This window comes from Curtobacterium poinsettiae, from assembly GCF_047226435.1.
GTDB classification, from domain to species: domain Bacteria; phylum Actinomycetota; class Actinomycetes; order Actinomycetales; family Microbacteriaceae; genus Curtobacterium; species Curtobacterium poinsettiae.
In genome coordinates, this window is record NZ_CP178434.1 from 3,295,843 (window position 1) to 3,310,133 (window position 14,291).

The 14,291-nt window shown below is 69.2% G+C and carries 13 protein-coding genes; 5 read left to right on the forward strand and 8 right to left on the reverse strand.

Annotation, left to right across the window (positions count from 1 at the left end; all coding sequences use genetic code 11):
* Nucleotides 1-3: 3 nt before the first annotated feature.
* On the reverse strand, nucleotides 4-534 hold the full coding sequence (locus tag ACL00U_RS15510; RefSeq protein WP_017885470.1) for a cation:proton antiporter regulatory subunit: 531 nt from the start codon (nucleotides 532-534) through the stop codon (nucleotides 4-6).
* Nucleotides 535-609: 75 nt separating this feature from the next.
* Here ACL00U_RS15510 and ACL00U_RS15515 point away from each other — a divergent pair, with 75 nt between their 5' ends.
* On the forward strand, nucleotides 610-1,113 hold the full coding sequence (locus ACL00U_RS15515; protein WP_259494488.1) for a hypothetical protein: 504 nt from the start codon (nucleotides 610-612) through the stop codon (nucleotides 1,111-1,113).
* A gap of 233 nt (nucleotides 1,114-1,346) precedes the next feature.
* On the opposite strand, the gene ACL00U_RS15520 is transcribed toward ACL00U_RS15515, so the two are convergent.
* The 7 genes from ACL00U_RS15520 to ACL00U_RS15550 all read right to left on the reverse strand — a co-directional run bounded on the left by ACL00U_RS15520 (nucleotide 1,347) and on the right by ACL00U_RS15550 (nucleotide 9,071).
* Complete coding sequence (locus tag ACL00U_RS15520) at nucleotides 1,347-3,233, reverse strand: glycerol-3-phosphate dehydrogenase/oxidase (protein ID WP_412873596.1); 1,887 nt, start codon at nucleotides 3,231-3,233, stop codon at nucleotides 1,347-1,349.
* Between the two features lie 62 nt (nucleotides 3,234-3,295).
* Nucleotides 3,296-4,414 carry a GuaB3 family IMP dehydrogenase-related protein gene (locus ACL00U_RS15525; protein ID WP_017885473.1) on the reverse strand — a complete coding sequence of 373 codons (1,119 nt, stop codon included), beginning with the start codon at nucleotides 4,412-4,414 and terminating at the stop codon, nucleotides 3,296-3,298.
* Between the two features lie 95 nt (nucleotides 4,415-4,509).
* Nucleotides 4,510-4,701 carry a hypothetical protein gene (locus tag ACL00U_RS15530; RefSeq protein ID WP_139179596.1) on the reverse strand — a complete coding sequence of 64 codons (192 nt, stop codon included), beginning with the start codon at nucleotides 4,699-4,701 and terminating at the stop codon, nucleotides 4,510-4,512.
* A gap of 362 nt (nucleotides 4,702-5,063) precedes the next feature.
* The gene (locus ACL00U_RS15535) at nucleotides 5,064-5,870 is read right to left on the reverse strand and encodes an ABC transporter ATP-binding protein (protein WP_412873597.1); all 807 of its coding nucleotides are present in this window, start codon (nucleotides 5,868-5,870) and stop codon (nucleotides 5,064-5,066) included.
* Nucleotides 5,867-6,769: an ABC transporter ATP-binding protein gene (locus ACL00U_RS15540; protein WP_017885476.1), complete on the reverse strand. Its 903-nt coding sequence runs from the start codon at nucleotides 6,767-6,769 to the stop codon at nucleotides 5,867-5,869. Before ACL00U_RS15540 ends, ACL00U_RS15535 begins: the two co-directional genes overlap by 4 nt.
* Nucleotides 6,762-7,748, reverse strand: coding sequence for a branched-chain amino acid ABC transporter permease (locus ACL00U_RS15545; RefSeq protein WP_017885477.1), 987 nt, complete (start codon nucleotides 7,746-7,748; stop codon nucleotides 6,762-6,764). The genes ACL00U_RS15540 and ACL00U_RS15545 overlap by 8 nt, the downstream gene beginning before the upstream one ends.
* Before the next feature lie 12 nt (nucleotides 7,749-7,760).
* Nucleotides 7,761-9,071: a branched-chain amino acid ABC transporter permease gene (locus ACL00U_RS15550; RefSeq protein ID WP_017885478.1), complete on the reverse strand. Its 1,311-nt coding sequence runs from the start codon at nucleotides 9,069-9,071 to the stop codon at nucleotides 7,761-7,763.
* A 326-nt stretch (nucleotides 9,072-9,397) separates the two neighbouring features.
* On the opposite strand from ACL00U_RS15550, the gene guaB reads away from it, so the two are divergent.
* The 4 genes from guaB to ACL00U_RS15570 all read left to right on the forward strand — a co-directional run bounded on the left by guaB (nucleotide 9,398) and on the right by ACL00U_RS15570 (nucleotide 14,234).
* On the forward strand, nucleotides 9,398-10,900 hold the full coding sequence (gene guaB / locus ACL00U_RS15555) for an IMP dehydrogenase (RefSeq protein ID WP_017885479.1): 1,503 nt from the start codon (nucleotides 9,398-9,400) through the stop codon (nucleotides 10,898-10,900).
* Nucleotides 10,901-11,106: 206 nt separating this feature from the next.
* Nucleotides 11,107-12,012, forward strand: coding sequence for a hypothetical protein (locus tag ACL00U_RS15560; RefSeq protein WP_017885480.1), 906 nt, complete (start codon nucleotides 11,107-11,109; stop codon nucleotides 12,010-12,012).
* 182 nt (nucleotides 12,013-12,194) lie between these two features.
* Nucleotides 12,195-12,596, forward strand: a complete 402-nt coding sequence (locus ACL00U_RS15565) for a VOC family protein (RefSeq protein ID WP_017885481.1) — start codon at nucleotides 12,195-12,197, stop codon at nucleotides 12,594-12,596.
* 309 nt (nucleotides 12,597-12,905) lie between these two features.
* Complete coding sequence (locus ACL00U_RS15570; RefSeq protein ID WP_031259028.1) at nucleotides 12,906-14,234, forward strand: ABC transporter substrate-binding protein; 1,329 nt, start codon at nucleotides 12,906-12,908, stop codon at nucleotides 14,232-14,234.
* Nucleotides 14,235-14,291 lie beyond the last annotated feature (57 nt).

The window sequence follows — 14,291 nt, forward strand, 5'->3', positions numbered from 1 at the left end:
GCGCTAGCTCTTCCGCGGGGCCTCGGCCGAGGCGGCCGCAAGCTCTCCGCTGCGGTAGAAGGAGAACGCCTTGGCGACCTTCTCGGGGGATCCGGCGACGACGATGGTGTCACCGGGGAAGACGACGAAGTCCGACGAGGGCGCCGGGTTGGCGCTGTCGCCACGGACCACGGCGACGACGGTCAGGCCGATGAAGCCCGAGTCGTGCAGGTCACCGAGGGGCTTGCCCGCGATGGCGTCGTCGTAGTCGACCGAGAACCAGTCGATGGACAGCCCGGGGATCTCGTCGAGCTTGTCGAGGCCCTCGGTGATCCGGGTGCCGCCGAGCAGTTCGGCGAGGGTGTGCGCTTCGTCTTCGCTGAGACGGAGCGAGACCTTCTCGGACTTGTCCGCGCCGTCGGAGACGTCGGCGAACGAGATGAGGTCGGAGTGCCCCGACCGGTGCGTGATGACACCGCACTTGCCACCGTCGTCGGTGTAGAAGCTGTGCAGCACGCCGACTCCGGGGAGTTTGACGCGATGGACGTCGACCATGATGGCTCCCTCTTCGAGTACCCCGATGATAACCACCCGGTGACCCCGCGCATTCCGCCCACTACTGTTCTGTGGATGGGGAGAACACGGATCGTCGTCGCCGTCGTCGGGGTGCTGGTCGTCGCACTGTACGCGGCACTGCTGGCGCTGAACGCACTGGTGCTCGACCCGCTCGCCGCGGTCCCCGGTGCGAGCCTGGCCGAGATCCACGCCGAGCTCTCGGAGCAGGGGTTCTCGGTCGGGGCGGACATCGCGACCGTCGTGGGGATCGCCGTCGTCGGCGTCCTGTTCGCCGCGGGACTGTCGGTGCTGCTGCTCATCACCCGGGCGACGGCGCACGTCATCGCGGCGGTGCTGCTCGCCGTCGTCGTGATGGGGACGCCGATGTCGTTCGTGGCCGCGTTCGCCCTGCAGATGGACGTCGCAGATGCCTACGGGGTCGGCGGCGGTGCCCACACGATCTGGTCGGGCGCCCTGTACGTGACGAGCCTCGTCGCGCTGATCGGGATCCCGGTGGTGCTCGTGGTCGGCCAGGCGGTGCACGTGCGCCGTGCGGCCCTGCGGTCGCGCGCCGTCTGACGGACGCACCACGGGCCTCCAGTCCGGTCTTCCGTCCTTCCGGTCTTCCGTCCTGGAGGCGCGCGTGGACTCCGCAAGACGCCGTCGTCTCGTCGAGACGCCTCGTCCACCGCGAGACGCCGCCATGTTCGGCGGCGTCTCGGCGACCAGACGGCGTCGACCCGAGACGACGGCGTCTTACGCAACCCGCAGACGCCGGCGTCTCGGTGACACGACGGCGTCTGCGGGCCTCCTCACTCCGGCTCGCTCGTCTTCTCGCCGATGACCTGCTCGTCGGACGCCTTCGCGCCCTCCGCGCCGTCCGAACGGCCGCCACCCACGACCACGTCGTCCTCGTCGAAGCCGAACGCGATGTCCGGAGCCTCGAGCCGCACGCGGTCCGCGCTCTCGTCGTCGGGCTGCAGCTGCGACTCCCGTTCGGCGGCGACGCGCTTCAGGTAGTTCGCGACCTCGTGCTCGGTCGTCTCCTGGTCCCACCCGAGCACGTCCGCCATGAGCTTCGCGGCGACGGGCGCTGCTGACTCGCCGCGGTCCCAGGCCTCGATGGAGATGCGGGTGCGGCGGGCGAGGACGTCCTCCAGGTGCAGGGCGCCCTCGTGCGAGGCGGCGTACACGACCTCGGCGCCGATGTAGTCGTCGGCCCCGGGCAGGGGTTCGGCGAGCGCAGGGTCCTGCTCGACGAGCTGCAGCACCTCGGTCGCGAGGGTGCCGTACCGGTTGAGCAGGTGCTCGATCCGGACCTTGTGCACGTTGCAGCTCCGTGCGGTGCGGGCGCGTCGGTTCCACGCGGCCGGGTAGCCCTCCGCGCCGAGGAGCGGGATGTCCTCGGTCGTCGACTCCGGGATCCTGCCGTCCATGGCAGCGACGGCCTCGTCGATCGCGTCCTTGCCCATCACGCGGTACGTCGTCCACTTGCCGCCGGCGACGACGACGAGCCCGGGCACGGTGTGCGCGACGACGTGTTCGCGGCTGAGCTTCGACGTCTGGTCGGACTCCCCCTCCAGCAGCGGGCGGAGGCCGGCGTAGACGCCCTCGACGTCCTCGCGGGTCAGCGGGACGGCGAGCACCTTGTTGACGTGCTCGAGGATGTAGTCGATGTCCGCCGCGGTCGCCGCCGGGTGCGCCTTGTCGAGGTACCAGTCGGTGTCGGTCGTGCCGACCAGCCAGTGCCGGCCCCACGGGATGACGAACAGGACGCTCTTCTCGGTGCGCAGGATCATGCCCGTGTTCGACTGGAACCGGTCGCGCGGGATGACGAGGTGCACGCCCTTTGACGCCCGCACCTTGAACTGCCCGCGGGTGCCGATCATCGCCTGGGTGTCGTCGGTCCAGACACCGGTGGCGTTGACGACCTGCTTCGCGCGGATCTCGAACCGCTCACCGGTCTGGATGTCGTGGGCCTGCGCGCCGACCACGCGCTCTCCGACCTTGATGAACCCCTCGATGCGGACGCGGCTCGCCGCCTCGGCACCGTACGAGGCCGCGGTGCGCACGAGCGACGCGACGTAGCGCGCGTCGTCGACCTGGGCGTCGTAGTACGTCATGCCGCCGACGAAGGCGTCCTTCTTGAGCCCGGGCATGTTCCTGAGCACCTGCTTCCGGCTGAGGTGTCGGTGGTGCGGGACGCCGGGCGGACGGCCGCCGGACCAGCTGAACACGTCGTACATCGCCATGCCGATGCCGATGTAGAAGCGCTCCCAGACCCGGTGGTTGAGCGGGTAGAGGAAGCGCACGGGCTTCACCAGGTGCGGGGCGATGCGCTGCAGCAGCAGCCCGCGTTCGATGAGGGCTTCGCGGACGAGTGCGAAGTTGAGCTGCTCGAGGTACCGGATGCCGCCGTGCACGAGCTTCGACGAACGGCTCGACGTCCCCGAGCCCCAGTCACGGGCCTCGACGATGCCGACGCTCAGGCCGCGGGTCACGGCGTCGAGCGCACTGCCCGCACCGACGATGCCGCCGCCGACGACCAGGACGTCGAGCTCCTTGGTCTTCAGCGTCTCGATCGCGGCCGCACGTTCGTCCGGTCCGAGCTTCGCCGTGGGGTCGAACCCCACGCCGGGCGCGACGTCACGCGGACGTCCGGCCGTGCTGGTCTGCTTCGTCGTGCTGGACTTCGCCATCGTCGCCTCCGGGTCACGGTCGGCGCCGAGGCGTCACCCGGAGCAGTGTCCGGGTGCCACCGTCACTGGTGGTACGGCGCCACGACCACTTCTACTCGCTGGAACTCCTTGGCGTCGGAGTATCCGGTCGTCGCCATCGAGCGGCGCAGGGCACCGACCAGGTTGGCGCGGCCGTCGTGGGTCGGCGTCGGGCCGTTCAGGACGTTCTCGAGCGGGGCGATCGTGCCCACCTCGACCCGGCGGCCACGCGGCAGCTCGGGGTGGTGCGCCTCGGCACCCCAGTGGTAACCGCCACCCGGGGCCTCGGTCGCACGGGCCAGCGCGGTGCCGAGCATGACGGCGTCGGCGCCGACGGCGATGGCCTTGACGATGTCGCCCGCGGTGTCGAGCCCGCCGTCGGCGATGACGTGCACGTAGCGGCCGCCCGACTCGTCGAGGTAGTCGCGACGGGCACCTGCGACGTCCGCGACGGCGGTGGCCATCGGGGCGTGGATGCCGAGTGCGGCACGGGTGGTCGATGCTGCGCCGCCGCCGAAGCCGACGAGCACACCGGCGGCACCGGTGCGCATGAGGTGCAGCGCCGACGTGTAGGTCGAGGCGCCGCCCACGATCACCGGGACGTCCAGCTCGTAGATGAACTTCTTGAGGTTGAGGGGTTCCTCGGTCTGGGAGACGTGCTCCGCCGAGACCGTGGTGCCGCGGATGACGAACAGGTCGACACCGGCGTCGACGACCGTCTTCGAGAACTCCTGGGTGCGCTGCGGGCTGAGCGAACCGGCGACCGGCACCCCGGCTGCGCGGATCTCGGCCAGGCGGGCGGTGATCAGCTCGGCCTTGATCGGCTCGGAGTAGATCTCCTGCATGCGCTTCGTGACGTTGCCGTCGGTGAGCGACTTGATCTCGTCGTAGTACGGGGTCGGGTCCTCGTAGCGGGTCCACAGGCCTTCGAGGTCGAGCACGCCCAGGATGCCGAGCTTGCCCATCTGGATGACCGTCGCGGGCGAGGACACGGAGTCCATCGGTGCCGACAGGATCGGCGACTCGAACGTGAACGCGTCGATCGACCACTGCACGCTGACGTCGCGCGGGTCACGCGTCCGCCTGGAGGGGACCACCGCGATGTCGTCGAACGCGTACGCCCGACGTCCGCGCTTGCCTGCACCGATCTCGACTTCGCTCACCAGGACAGCCTACCGGGCGGGCTCTGCGGCGTGCACGGGCCGGACGGTGCGGACGGCCGGCAACCTCGCACCGTGCAGCCGTCACGGCGGAGCCGTCAGCGCGGGCGGCGCGGGGCTCGTCGACGTTTGCGGAGCACCCGCAGCACGAAGCCGAGCAGGAGCGCGAGCACCACGAGGACGACGAGGAGCACTGCCGCGACCTTGACGAGCAGCGCCGCACCGACGAACAGCGCGATGAAGACCACCCACACCAGGGCGTCCATCGCGCTCACCGACAGTCTCTGCACCTGCGGAACGATACCGACCCGCGCGGGGCGAGTAGCGCCTCCTGGCCGGGTGCGACGGGCGACGCCGTCGTCAACGGAAGACGCCGTCGTCAACGGAATACGCCGTCGTCAGCGCAGGACGCCGCCATCCCGACGAGACGCCGCTGGATTCCGAGGCGTCTCGACGGGACCGCGGCGTCGACGGAACACGACGGCGTCATGCGACCACAGTCACCCGACCAGACGCGATCGGACGCGACCAGACGCGAGCCGCGCCTCCGGGCCGGGTACAGGAGCGGGGCCGTGCGGCGCGAAGCGACCACGCACGGCCCCACCCGTCACGGATACCACCCCCACAGCGGTACCCGTAGCCGACGACAGCGCTAGCGCTGTGCGTCGACGTCCTTGGCGAGCGTCCCCAGGTAGAGCTCGATGACCTTGGGATCGTCAGCGAGTTCCTTCCCGGTGCCCGAGTACGCGTTCTTCCCCTGGTCGAGCACGTACCCACGATCGCAGATCTGCAGACAGCGTCGCGCGTTCTGCTCCACCATGATGATCGACACACCGGCCTTGTTGATCCGGCGGGTCCGCAGGAACGTCTCGTCCTGACGCACGGGGGACAGTCCGGCGCTCGGCTCGTCGAGCAGCAGCACCTTCGGGTCCATCATCAGCGCCCGGGCCATCGCGACGGACTGCCGCTCACCGCCCGACAGCGATCCGGCCCGCTGGTTCCGCCGCTGGGCGAGGACCGGGAACAGGTCGTAGATGACCTCGAGCCGCTCGGTGAACTTCCGGGGCCGCAGGTACAGCCCCATCTGCAGGTTCTCCTCGATCGACAGCGACGGGAACACGTTGTTCGTCTGCGGCACGAAGCCGACACCGGCCTGCACGAGCTTGTTCGCCTTGAGGTTCGTGATGTCGTCACCCTGCAGGGTCACCGAACCCTCGCGGATGGACACGAGCCCGAACAGCGCCTTGAGGAGCGTCGACTTGCCCGCCCCGTTCGGCCCGATGATGCCGATGAGCTCGCCCGGGTAGCAGTCCACGTCGCAGCCGTTCAGGATGTTCACGCCCGGCAGGTACCCGGCGACGAGGTTCTTCGCGCTGAGCACCGGCTCGCGTTCCAGCGTGGCCGCCGGGGACGGACTGGAGGCACTGCTCGCGTTCGTGGGGTCCGCCTGGTCCGTCATCGGGTCGTCTCCTCTGCTGCTGCGTCCGCCGCGTCTTCTTCCGCGACTTCCTCTGCCAGTTCCTCGAAGGTCTCCTCGGTGAGGAGCGAGTCGTCACCCAGGTCGGTGTCGTGGTGCGCACCGAGGTAGGCGTCGATCACGGCCTGGTCGTCCATCACCGTGTCCGCCGGGCCCTCGGCGACGACCTTGCCCTCGGCCATCACGACCACCCAGTCCGAGATGTGCCGGACCATGTGCATGTCGTGCTCGACGAACAGCACGGTCATGCCGTCGTCGCGCAGGGACTGGATGTGCCCGAGGAGCGACTGGGTGAGCGCGGGGTTCACGCCGGCCATCGGCTCGTCGAGCATGATCATCGTCGGGTCGGACATCAGCGCCCGGGCCATCTCGAGCAGCTTCCGCTGCCCGCCGGACAGCGAGCCCGCGTAGTCGTCGGCCTTGGTGTCGAGCTTGAACCGGGCGAGCAGGTCCTCGGCCTTGGCCGTGATCTCGCGCTCCCGCTTCGCCCACACCGGCTTGACCAGGGCGGCGAAGAAGTTCTCGCCGGGCTGGTCGCGAGCGCCGAGCAGCATGTTCTGCATCACGGTGAGCCGCGACAGGGCCTTGGTCAGCTGGAAGGTGCGGACCATGCCCTTGTTCGCGATGTGCGTCGCGCTCGTCTTCTGCAGCGTGGCGCCGTTGAACTGCGTCTTCGCACCGGGGCTCGGCTTGTCGAATCCGGTGAGCAGGTTGAAGAACGTGGTCTTGCCGGCGCCGTTCGGGCCGATCAGGGCGGTGATGGAGCCGCGCTGGACCTCGAGGTGGTCGACGTCCACGGCGGTCATGCCCCCGAAGCGGCGGGTGACGTCGTCGACGGTGAGGATCGGGTCGGCCTTGGGGTGGCCGTAGGTCTCAGACACTGAACGTCAGCTCCTTCTTGTTGCCGAGCAACCCCTGTGGACGGAACACGATGAGCAGCATGAGCGCGACGCCGACGAGCACGTACGAGAACTGCTCGGCCTGCTGTGCGTTCATGATCGAGTCGGGGATGAAGTCGCCGGCCAGCGTGCGGATGAAGAGCCGGACGACGAAGAAGAGCACGGCTCCGAGCACCGGTCCGAACACCGTCGCCGCGCCACCGAGGATGAGCGCCGTCCAGATGAAGAACGTCATCGAGCGGCCCATGGCGTCCGGTTGCACGGAACTCGGCAGGACGTAGATGATGCCCGCGATCGCACCGAGCGCCCCACCGAACACGAGCGCCTGCATCTTGTACGAGTAGACGTTCTTGCCGAGCGAGCGGACGGCGTCCTCGTCCTCGCGGATGGCCTTCACCACGCGGCCCCACGGGCTGCGCATGAGCAGGAACAGCACCAGGGTGAACAGGGCGACCATGGCCCACGCCGCGATGCGGATCCACCAGCCGTTGACGCCGTTGTTGGCGTACGTGAACCACAGGATCGTGGTGGTGCCGTCGGGCAGTGGGCTGAGGGCGGTGAACGGGTCGCGGTAGCTCGACCCGGTGATGCCGTTCGAGCCGCCCGTGGTCGAGGTGAGCAGGCTCGAGCGGCCCACCATGCGGATGATCTCGGCGCCGGAGATCGTGACGATCGCCAGGTAGTCGCCGCGCAACCGCAGGGTCGGGACGCCGAGGATGATCGCGAACACGATCGAGACGAGCAGGGCGATGAGCACCGCCATCACGAACGGCAGTCCGTTGGTGATCGAGATCGCGAAGCCGTAGGCCCCGAGCAGCAGGAACGCCGCCTGGCCCATGTTCACGAGCCCGGTGAGCCCGAAGTGCACGTTCAGGCCGATCGCGGCCAGCGCGAACGCCGCCGTGGTCGGGGCGAGTGCCTCCTGGGTGAGCGAGGACAGCAGGTTGAGGATGTAGTCCATGCGCGTGCTCCCTTAGCCGATCCGCTCGGCGCGGCCGAAGATGCCCTGCGGCCGGAACAGCAGGATGAGGATGAGGATGACGAGGGCGGTGGCGTACTTGAAGTCACCGGGGAGCACCAGGTTCGTGAGCTCCACGACGACCCCGATGATCATCGAGCCGACCAGGGCGCCGTACGCGGTACCGAGGCCGCCGAGCGTGACCGAGGCGAACATGAGCAGGAGCAGCTGGAGCCCCGTCTGCCAGTTCACGCCGTTCAGGACGAGCCCGAGCATCACGCCGGACAGGCCAGCCAGACCGGCGGCGAGCGTCCACACGAAGCGGATCACCCGGTCGACGTCGATGCCGGAGGCCGCGGCGAGCGCCGGGTTGTCCGACACGGCGCGGGTGGCCCGACCGAAGCGCGTCTTCGCCAGGAAGAGCCCGGTGGCGACGAGGACCACGAGCGCGATCCCCATGGCGACGTAGGACTGCACCGTCAGGGTCACGCCGGCGAACCGCACGGTCTCCGGGTTGCCCTGCTGGATGCGGACCGTCGAGGCGCCGAAGAAGTACTGGAACGCGTACTGGGCGGCGATCGACAGCCCGATCGTCACGATCATGAGCTGCGTCAGGCTGATGCGTCGGCGCCGGAGCGGGCGCCAGATCGCGGCGTCCTGCAGGTACCCGGTCGCGGCGCACAACAGCGTGACGACGATGCCGGTGACCCAGATGTTCCAGCCGAGCTGGTTGGCGAAGACGTACGCCAGCAGACCGCCGAGGGTGACCTGCTCACCGTGCGAGAAGCTCGACAACCCCGTCGTGCCGTAGATGAGCGAGAGCCCGATGGACGCCAGCGCGATCAGCAGGCCGAGCCGGAGCCCGGATGCGAACTGCTGCCAGGCCCGCTGCATGCTCACACCCGACGAGTCGGACGAGGTCGTCGCGCCCTTCTGGTCGGACAGCTGGAAGATCTGCCCGACGTTGGCGTTCAGCGTCGCCTGCACCTTCCGCTCGGCGTCCGCGGCGTTGGTCAGGTACTGCCCCTTCGGCAGGGTGCCCTGGTCGACGCTCACCGTGTACTCGCCAGCGGTCTCGACCTTGACGGACCAGCGGCCGTCGGCGTTGGTCGTAGCCGTCTGGTCGAAGCCGCTCGGGCCGGTCACGTCGACGTCGACGCCCTCGGCCGGATCACGCTCGGAGTCGGTGATCGTGCCCTGGATGCACCCGTTGTCGGGGCTGACGGTGCACGCCTGGCTGGTGGCCGGAGCCGACGTGGCACTGAAGGCCGGCAGGGTGACCGCCCAGTCGATCAGGAAGGTCGCCAGGAACGCGGCCACGAGCACGGCCGCGAGGACCGGTCGTCGTCGTGTCTGGCGGAGGCGGAACAGGCGCGGCTGCGCCCGTCCCGGAGGAGTGATGGATCCCACGGAAGAGCCTCTCGTTCGGATGACGAGGAACCTATGGGGATTTTGTGACACCCGTGTTTCCAACACGTTCCCTGTGTGATTCGTACCCGAACTGTGACGTTGTGGAGGAATGCTCCGAGGCGGGCGCGATCCGTGCCTCCAGGCGGAATGCGGCGACAGCCGCTCGCGTTACCATGTCCTATCCGGAACCCGTCGTCGTGTTCCCGGTGTCTCGACACTTCACTCGCCCACGAAGGGGACCCATGGACCAGCCGGATCCGTTCGGATTCATCGGACTCACGTACGACGACGTCATGCTCCTGCCCGGGCACACCGACGTCATCCCGAGCGAGGCGTCCACCGCGTCCCGGCTCACCAAGCGGATCTCCGTCAACGTCCCGCTGCTCTCTGCTGCGATGGACACCGTCACCGAAGCCCGCATGGCGATCGCCATGGCGCGCCAGGGCGGCATCGGGATCCTGCACCGCAACCTGTCCATCGAGGACCAGGCTGCCTACGTCGACAAGGTCAAGCGCTCCGAGTCGGGCATGATCACCAACCCGGTGACCACCACCCCGGACGCCACCGTGGCCGAGGTCGACGCGCTCTGCGGCCAGTTCCGTGTCTCCGGCCTGCCGGTCGTCGAGCAGGACGGCACCCTCGTCGGCATCATCACGAACCGCGACATGCGCTTCGTGGCCACGTTCGAGCAGGCCACCACGTACGTGCGCGACGTCATGACGAAGGCGCCGCTGATCACCGCGCTCGAGGGCATCGACCCCGAAGAGGCGATCGCCATCTTCGCCCAGCACAAGATCGAGAAGCTGCCGCTGGTCGACGCCGAGGGCAAGCTCCGCGGCCTCATCACCGTCAAAGACTTCGACAAGAGCGAGCAGTACCCGGACGCCACCAAGGACGACGAGGGCCGGCTCCGCGTCGGTGCGGCGATCGGCTTCTTCGGCGACGCCTGGCAGCGCGCCGAGGCCCTGCGTGACGCCGGCGTCGACGTGCTCGTCGTCGACACCGCCAACGGTGAGAGCGAAGGCGTGCTCGACATGGTCCGCCGCCTCAAGGCCGACCCGACGTTCGACGCGATCGACGTCATCGGCGGCAACGTCGCCACCCGCGCGGGCGCCCAGGCGCTCATCGACGCCGGTGTCGACGCCGTCAAGGTCGGTGTCGGCCCGGGCTCGATCTGCACCACGCGCGTCGTCGCCGGTGTGGGCGTGCCGCAGGTGACGGCCGTGTACGAGGCGTCCCTCGCCGCACGTGAAGCCGGTGTGCCGATCATCGCCGACGGTGGCCTGCAGTACTCGGGCGACATCGCGAAGGCCCTGGTCGCCGGTGCCGACACCGTCATGCTCGGATCACTGCTGGCCGGCACCGACGAGTCCCCCGGTGACCTGGTGTTCGTGGGCGGCAAGCAGTTCAAGGCCTACCGCGGCATGGGGTCCCTCGGGGCCCTGCAGACCCGCGGCAAGAAGACCTCGTACTCGAAGGACCGCTACTTCCAGGCGGACGTGCCGAACGACGACAAGCTCATCCCCGAGGGCATCGAGGGCCAGGTGCCCTACCGCGGCTCGGTCGGCAACGTCGTGTACCAGCTCACCGGTGGGCTGCGGCAGTCGATGTTCTACGTCGGCGGTCGCACGATCCCCGAGCTGAAGGCCCGTGGCAAGTTCGTCCGCATCACCGCGGCGGGGCTCAAGGAGTCCCACCCGCACGACGTCCAGATGGTCGTCGAGGCGCCGAACTACCGCAGCTAGCCTGCGGGCCGGGCCGGTTCTGGTCCGCAAGACGCCGTCGTGTCGTTGAGACGCCGCCGAATCCGGCGGCGTCTCAACGCTTTCCGGGCGTGGTTCGGAGACGACGGCGTCTTGCGACTCCTCCACAGGCGGCAACGGCCTGGAGGCTCTCCACCGGTCCGTCGTGCGAGTCGCCTCGCGCCGTGGTCGCGTTCCATGCTGCGGGGATGAACGCGCTCGCCCGGACAGCACTGGTCCGTGTCCCGTCGGCCCTGCACGAACCGGTACGCCTGTTCCACGGCGCCGCCGTCGAACGTCCGGAGTGGGAGGCGCTCTCACCCCTGGAACGCCGGCGCCTGTTCGTCCGCGCACGGTACGGGTCCCTGCAGTCCGAGTGCGTCGTCTCGGGGACCTCGGCCGCGGCGCTCTGGGGCTTGCCTGACTTCGACGCGACCGACTGGCGGCTGCACGTGATCGACGTCCGGCTCGACAAGACGCACACCGGTCGAGGCGTCGTCCGTCACGCTGGGCGGATCCGGAACGGCGAACGCGTCGTGGTCGACGGGATCCCGACGACCTCGCTCGACCGGACCGTGCTCGACATCGCGCGTCGGCAGTCGTTCACCCACGCCGTCGTCGTGCTCGACCACGTGCTCCGGTCTGCCCTGGTCAGCCGCGAAGGGCTCGTCGCCGCACTCGACGCGCTCGGACCACCTGGGCGCCTGCGCGGATGCCGACAGGCTGCCGCCGCGATCGACTTCGCCGATGCCCGTGCCGAATCGCCCGGCGAGTCGATCAGCCGCGTCACCGCCCGTGACCTCGGGGGTCCTGCTCCGGAGCTGCAGCGCGAGTTCGAGACACCGCTCGGCAGGTTCAGGACGGACTTCTGGTGGCCCGACGCCGGCGTGATCGGTGAGTTCGACGGTCGCTTGAAGTACGACGACCCTCGAGCGCTGTGGGACGAGAAGAACCGTGAGGACGCGCTCCGACGGGATCCCGAGGTGCGCGGGTTCGCGCGGTGGACGATGCGGGAAGCTGCGGATGCACGAGCGCTGGCTGCGGTGCTGTCGGCTGCCGGGCTCCCCTTGTTCCGCGCAGCACCGATCGGCGCACGTCGCCAGCCGGGCTCGTGAGCAGCGGCTGGCGGGCAGCGCGAGACGCCGTCGTGCGGGTTGGGCGCCGCCGAGTCCCCGAGACGCCGCCGAATTTGGCGGCGTCTCGCGAGCACCGCGGCGTCGGAGCAGCACGACGGCGTCTTCACCCAGTCCCCCGCCCCGTCCCCCGCAGCTGCGTTCCCCGGCGGTAGTGTCGCGGCATGGTCAGCGCTGTCTCCCACACCACGATCGACTCCCGCGACGCCTACGCCCAGTCCGAGTGGTGGAAGCAGGTGCTCGGGTACGTGGACCTGCCCGACGACCCGAATGCTCCGGGGCACGAGGAGTGCGAGATCACAGCACCCGATCGATCGCACACGGTGCTGTTCCTCCAGGTGCCCGAGACGAAGACCGTGAAGAACCGGATCCACTTCGACCTGCGCCCCACCGACCGCACCCGCGACGAGGAGGTCGAGCGGCTCCGCGGCATCGGTGCCGTGGAGCTCGCCGACCTGCGCCACCCGGACGGCGGATGGGTGGTCTTCGCCGACCCGGAGGGCAACGAGTTCTGCGTCCTGCGGTCCCAGGCCGAACTCGACGAGGAAGCCGGACAGCAGAGCTGACCGGGCCAGCACGGCTGACCGGGCCAGCACGGCTGACCGGCCCGCCGTCCACCGGCGCGCCCCCGGGCCTCCCGAACACCCTGCCGGACCATCCGCCTGGCGCAGGTCAGGGCACCACGCCGGCACCGCGGCTCCTGCACGGATGCCTGTCCCCACGCACAGGAACGTCACGGCTCGGTAACGAAACACCTTTGCGTACCGCCCCGTCACACGGGCGAAACACATGGACCCTACGTTTCTCGACATCCAGTGGAGGCGTCGCATTCACCCGAAGCGGCACAGCCTCCGCGCAGAGAAAGGGCTCCACGGATGATCAGAACCACCCGTGCCACCGCGGCACTGGCGTTGGCGGGCGCAGCAGCCGTCCTCCTCGCCGCGTGTTCCACCACCGGCAGTGCTTCCCCCTCGAGCTCGGCGTCGAGCGATGCGAAGAAGGATCCCGCCGCCAGCTGCAAGGCCCCCGACACCCCTGGCACGGACGCGCTGAAGATCGGCACGATCCTGCCCCTGACCGGTTCGCTGGCCTACCTGAACCCGCCGGCCGAGTCCGGTGTCGGCCTGGCCGTCAAGGACATCAACGCCGCGGGCGGTGTCCTCGACAAGGACGTCACGATCGACCCGGCGACCGACTCCGGTGACAGCAACGACATGACCGTGTCGAGCTCCGCGGCGACGAAGCTCGTCAACGCGAAGGTCCCGGTCGCGATCGGCGCCGAGTCCTCGTCCGTCACGCTGAACGTCATCGACCAGCTGACCAGCAACTGCATCGTCGAGATCTCGCCGGCGAACACGGCGAGCGACCTCTCCGGGTACTCGTCGTACTACTACCGGACCGCACCGCCGGACTCGGTGCAGGGTTCCGCGCTCGGTCAGCTCGTGACCGGTGACGGCAACGCGAAGGTCGCCTTCCTGGTCTTCAACGACACGTACGGCACCGGCCTCCGCAACTCCGTGCAGGCCGCGGTCGAGGCTTCGGGCGGCCAGGTCGTCTACGGCGGCAAGGGCGAGGGCCAGGAGTTCCCGCCCGGCCAGACCACGTTCTCGTCCGAGGTGACCGCGGCACTGGCCCAGAAGCCCGACGCGATCGTCGTCCTGGCCTTCGACGAGACGAAGTCGATCATCCCGGAGCTCGTCTCGCAGGGGAACGAAGCGAAGATCTACATGTCCGACGGCAACACGGCGGACTACTCGAAGGACTTCGACAAGGGCACCCTGAGCGGCGCCCAGGGCACCATCCCCGGTGCCTCGCCGAAGGACGACTTCAAGAAGCAGCTCGCTGCGTTCTACAAGGACTCGTCGGGCAAGACGCTCGCCGACTACTCGTACGCGGCCGAGTCGTACGACGCCACGGTCCTCGCCGCCCTCGCTGCGGTGAAGGGCAAGGGCACCGACTCCGGCACGATCCAGGCCAACATGGCTGCGGTGTCGGGAGCTGACGGCGGCACGGAGTGTGCGACGTTCAAGGAGTGCAAGACGCTCCTGGACGACGGCAAGGACATCCACTACACCGGCCCGTCCGGCATCGGTCCGTTCGACGACAACAACGACCCGTCGAGCGCGTACATCGGCATCTACAAGTTCGACGGCGACAACAAGCCCGTCTACCAGAGCGCCATCCAGGGTGCGGTGAAGAAGTAGGGTTCAGCCCAGCACCGCTCGCGAGAGCGACAGGCCCCCGCGGAAGTTCCGCGGGGG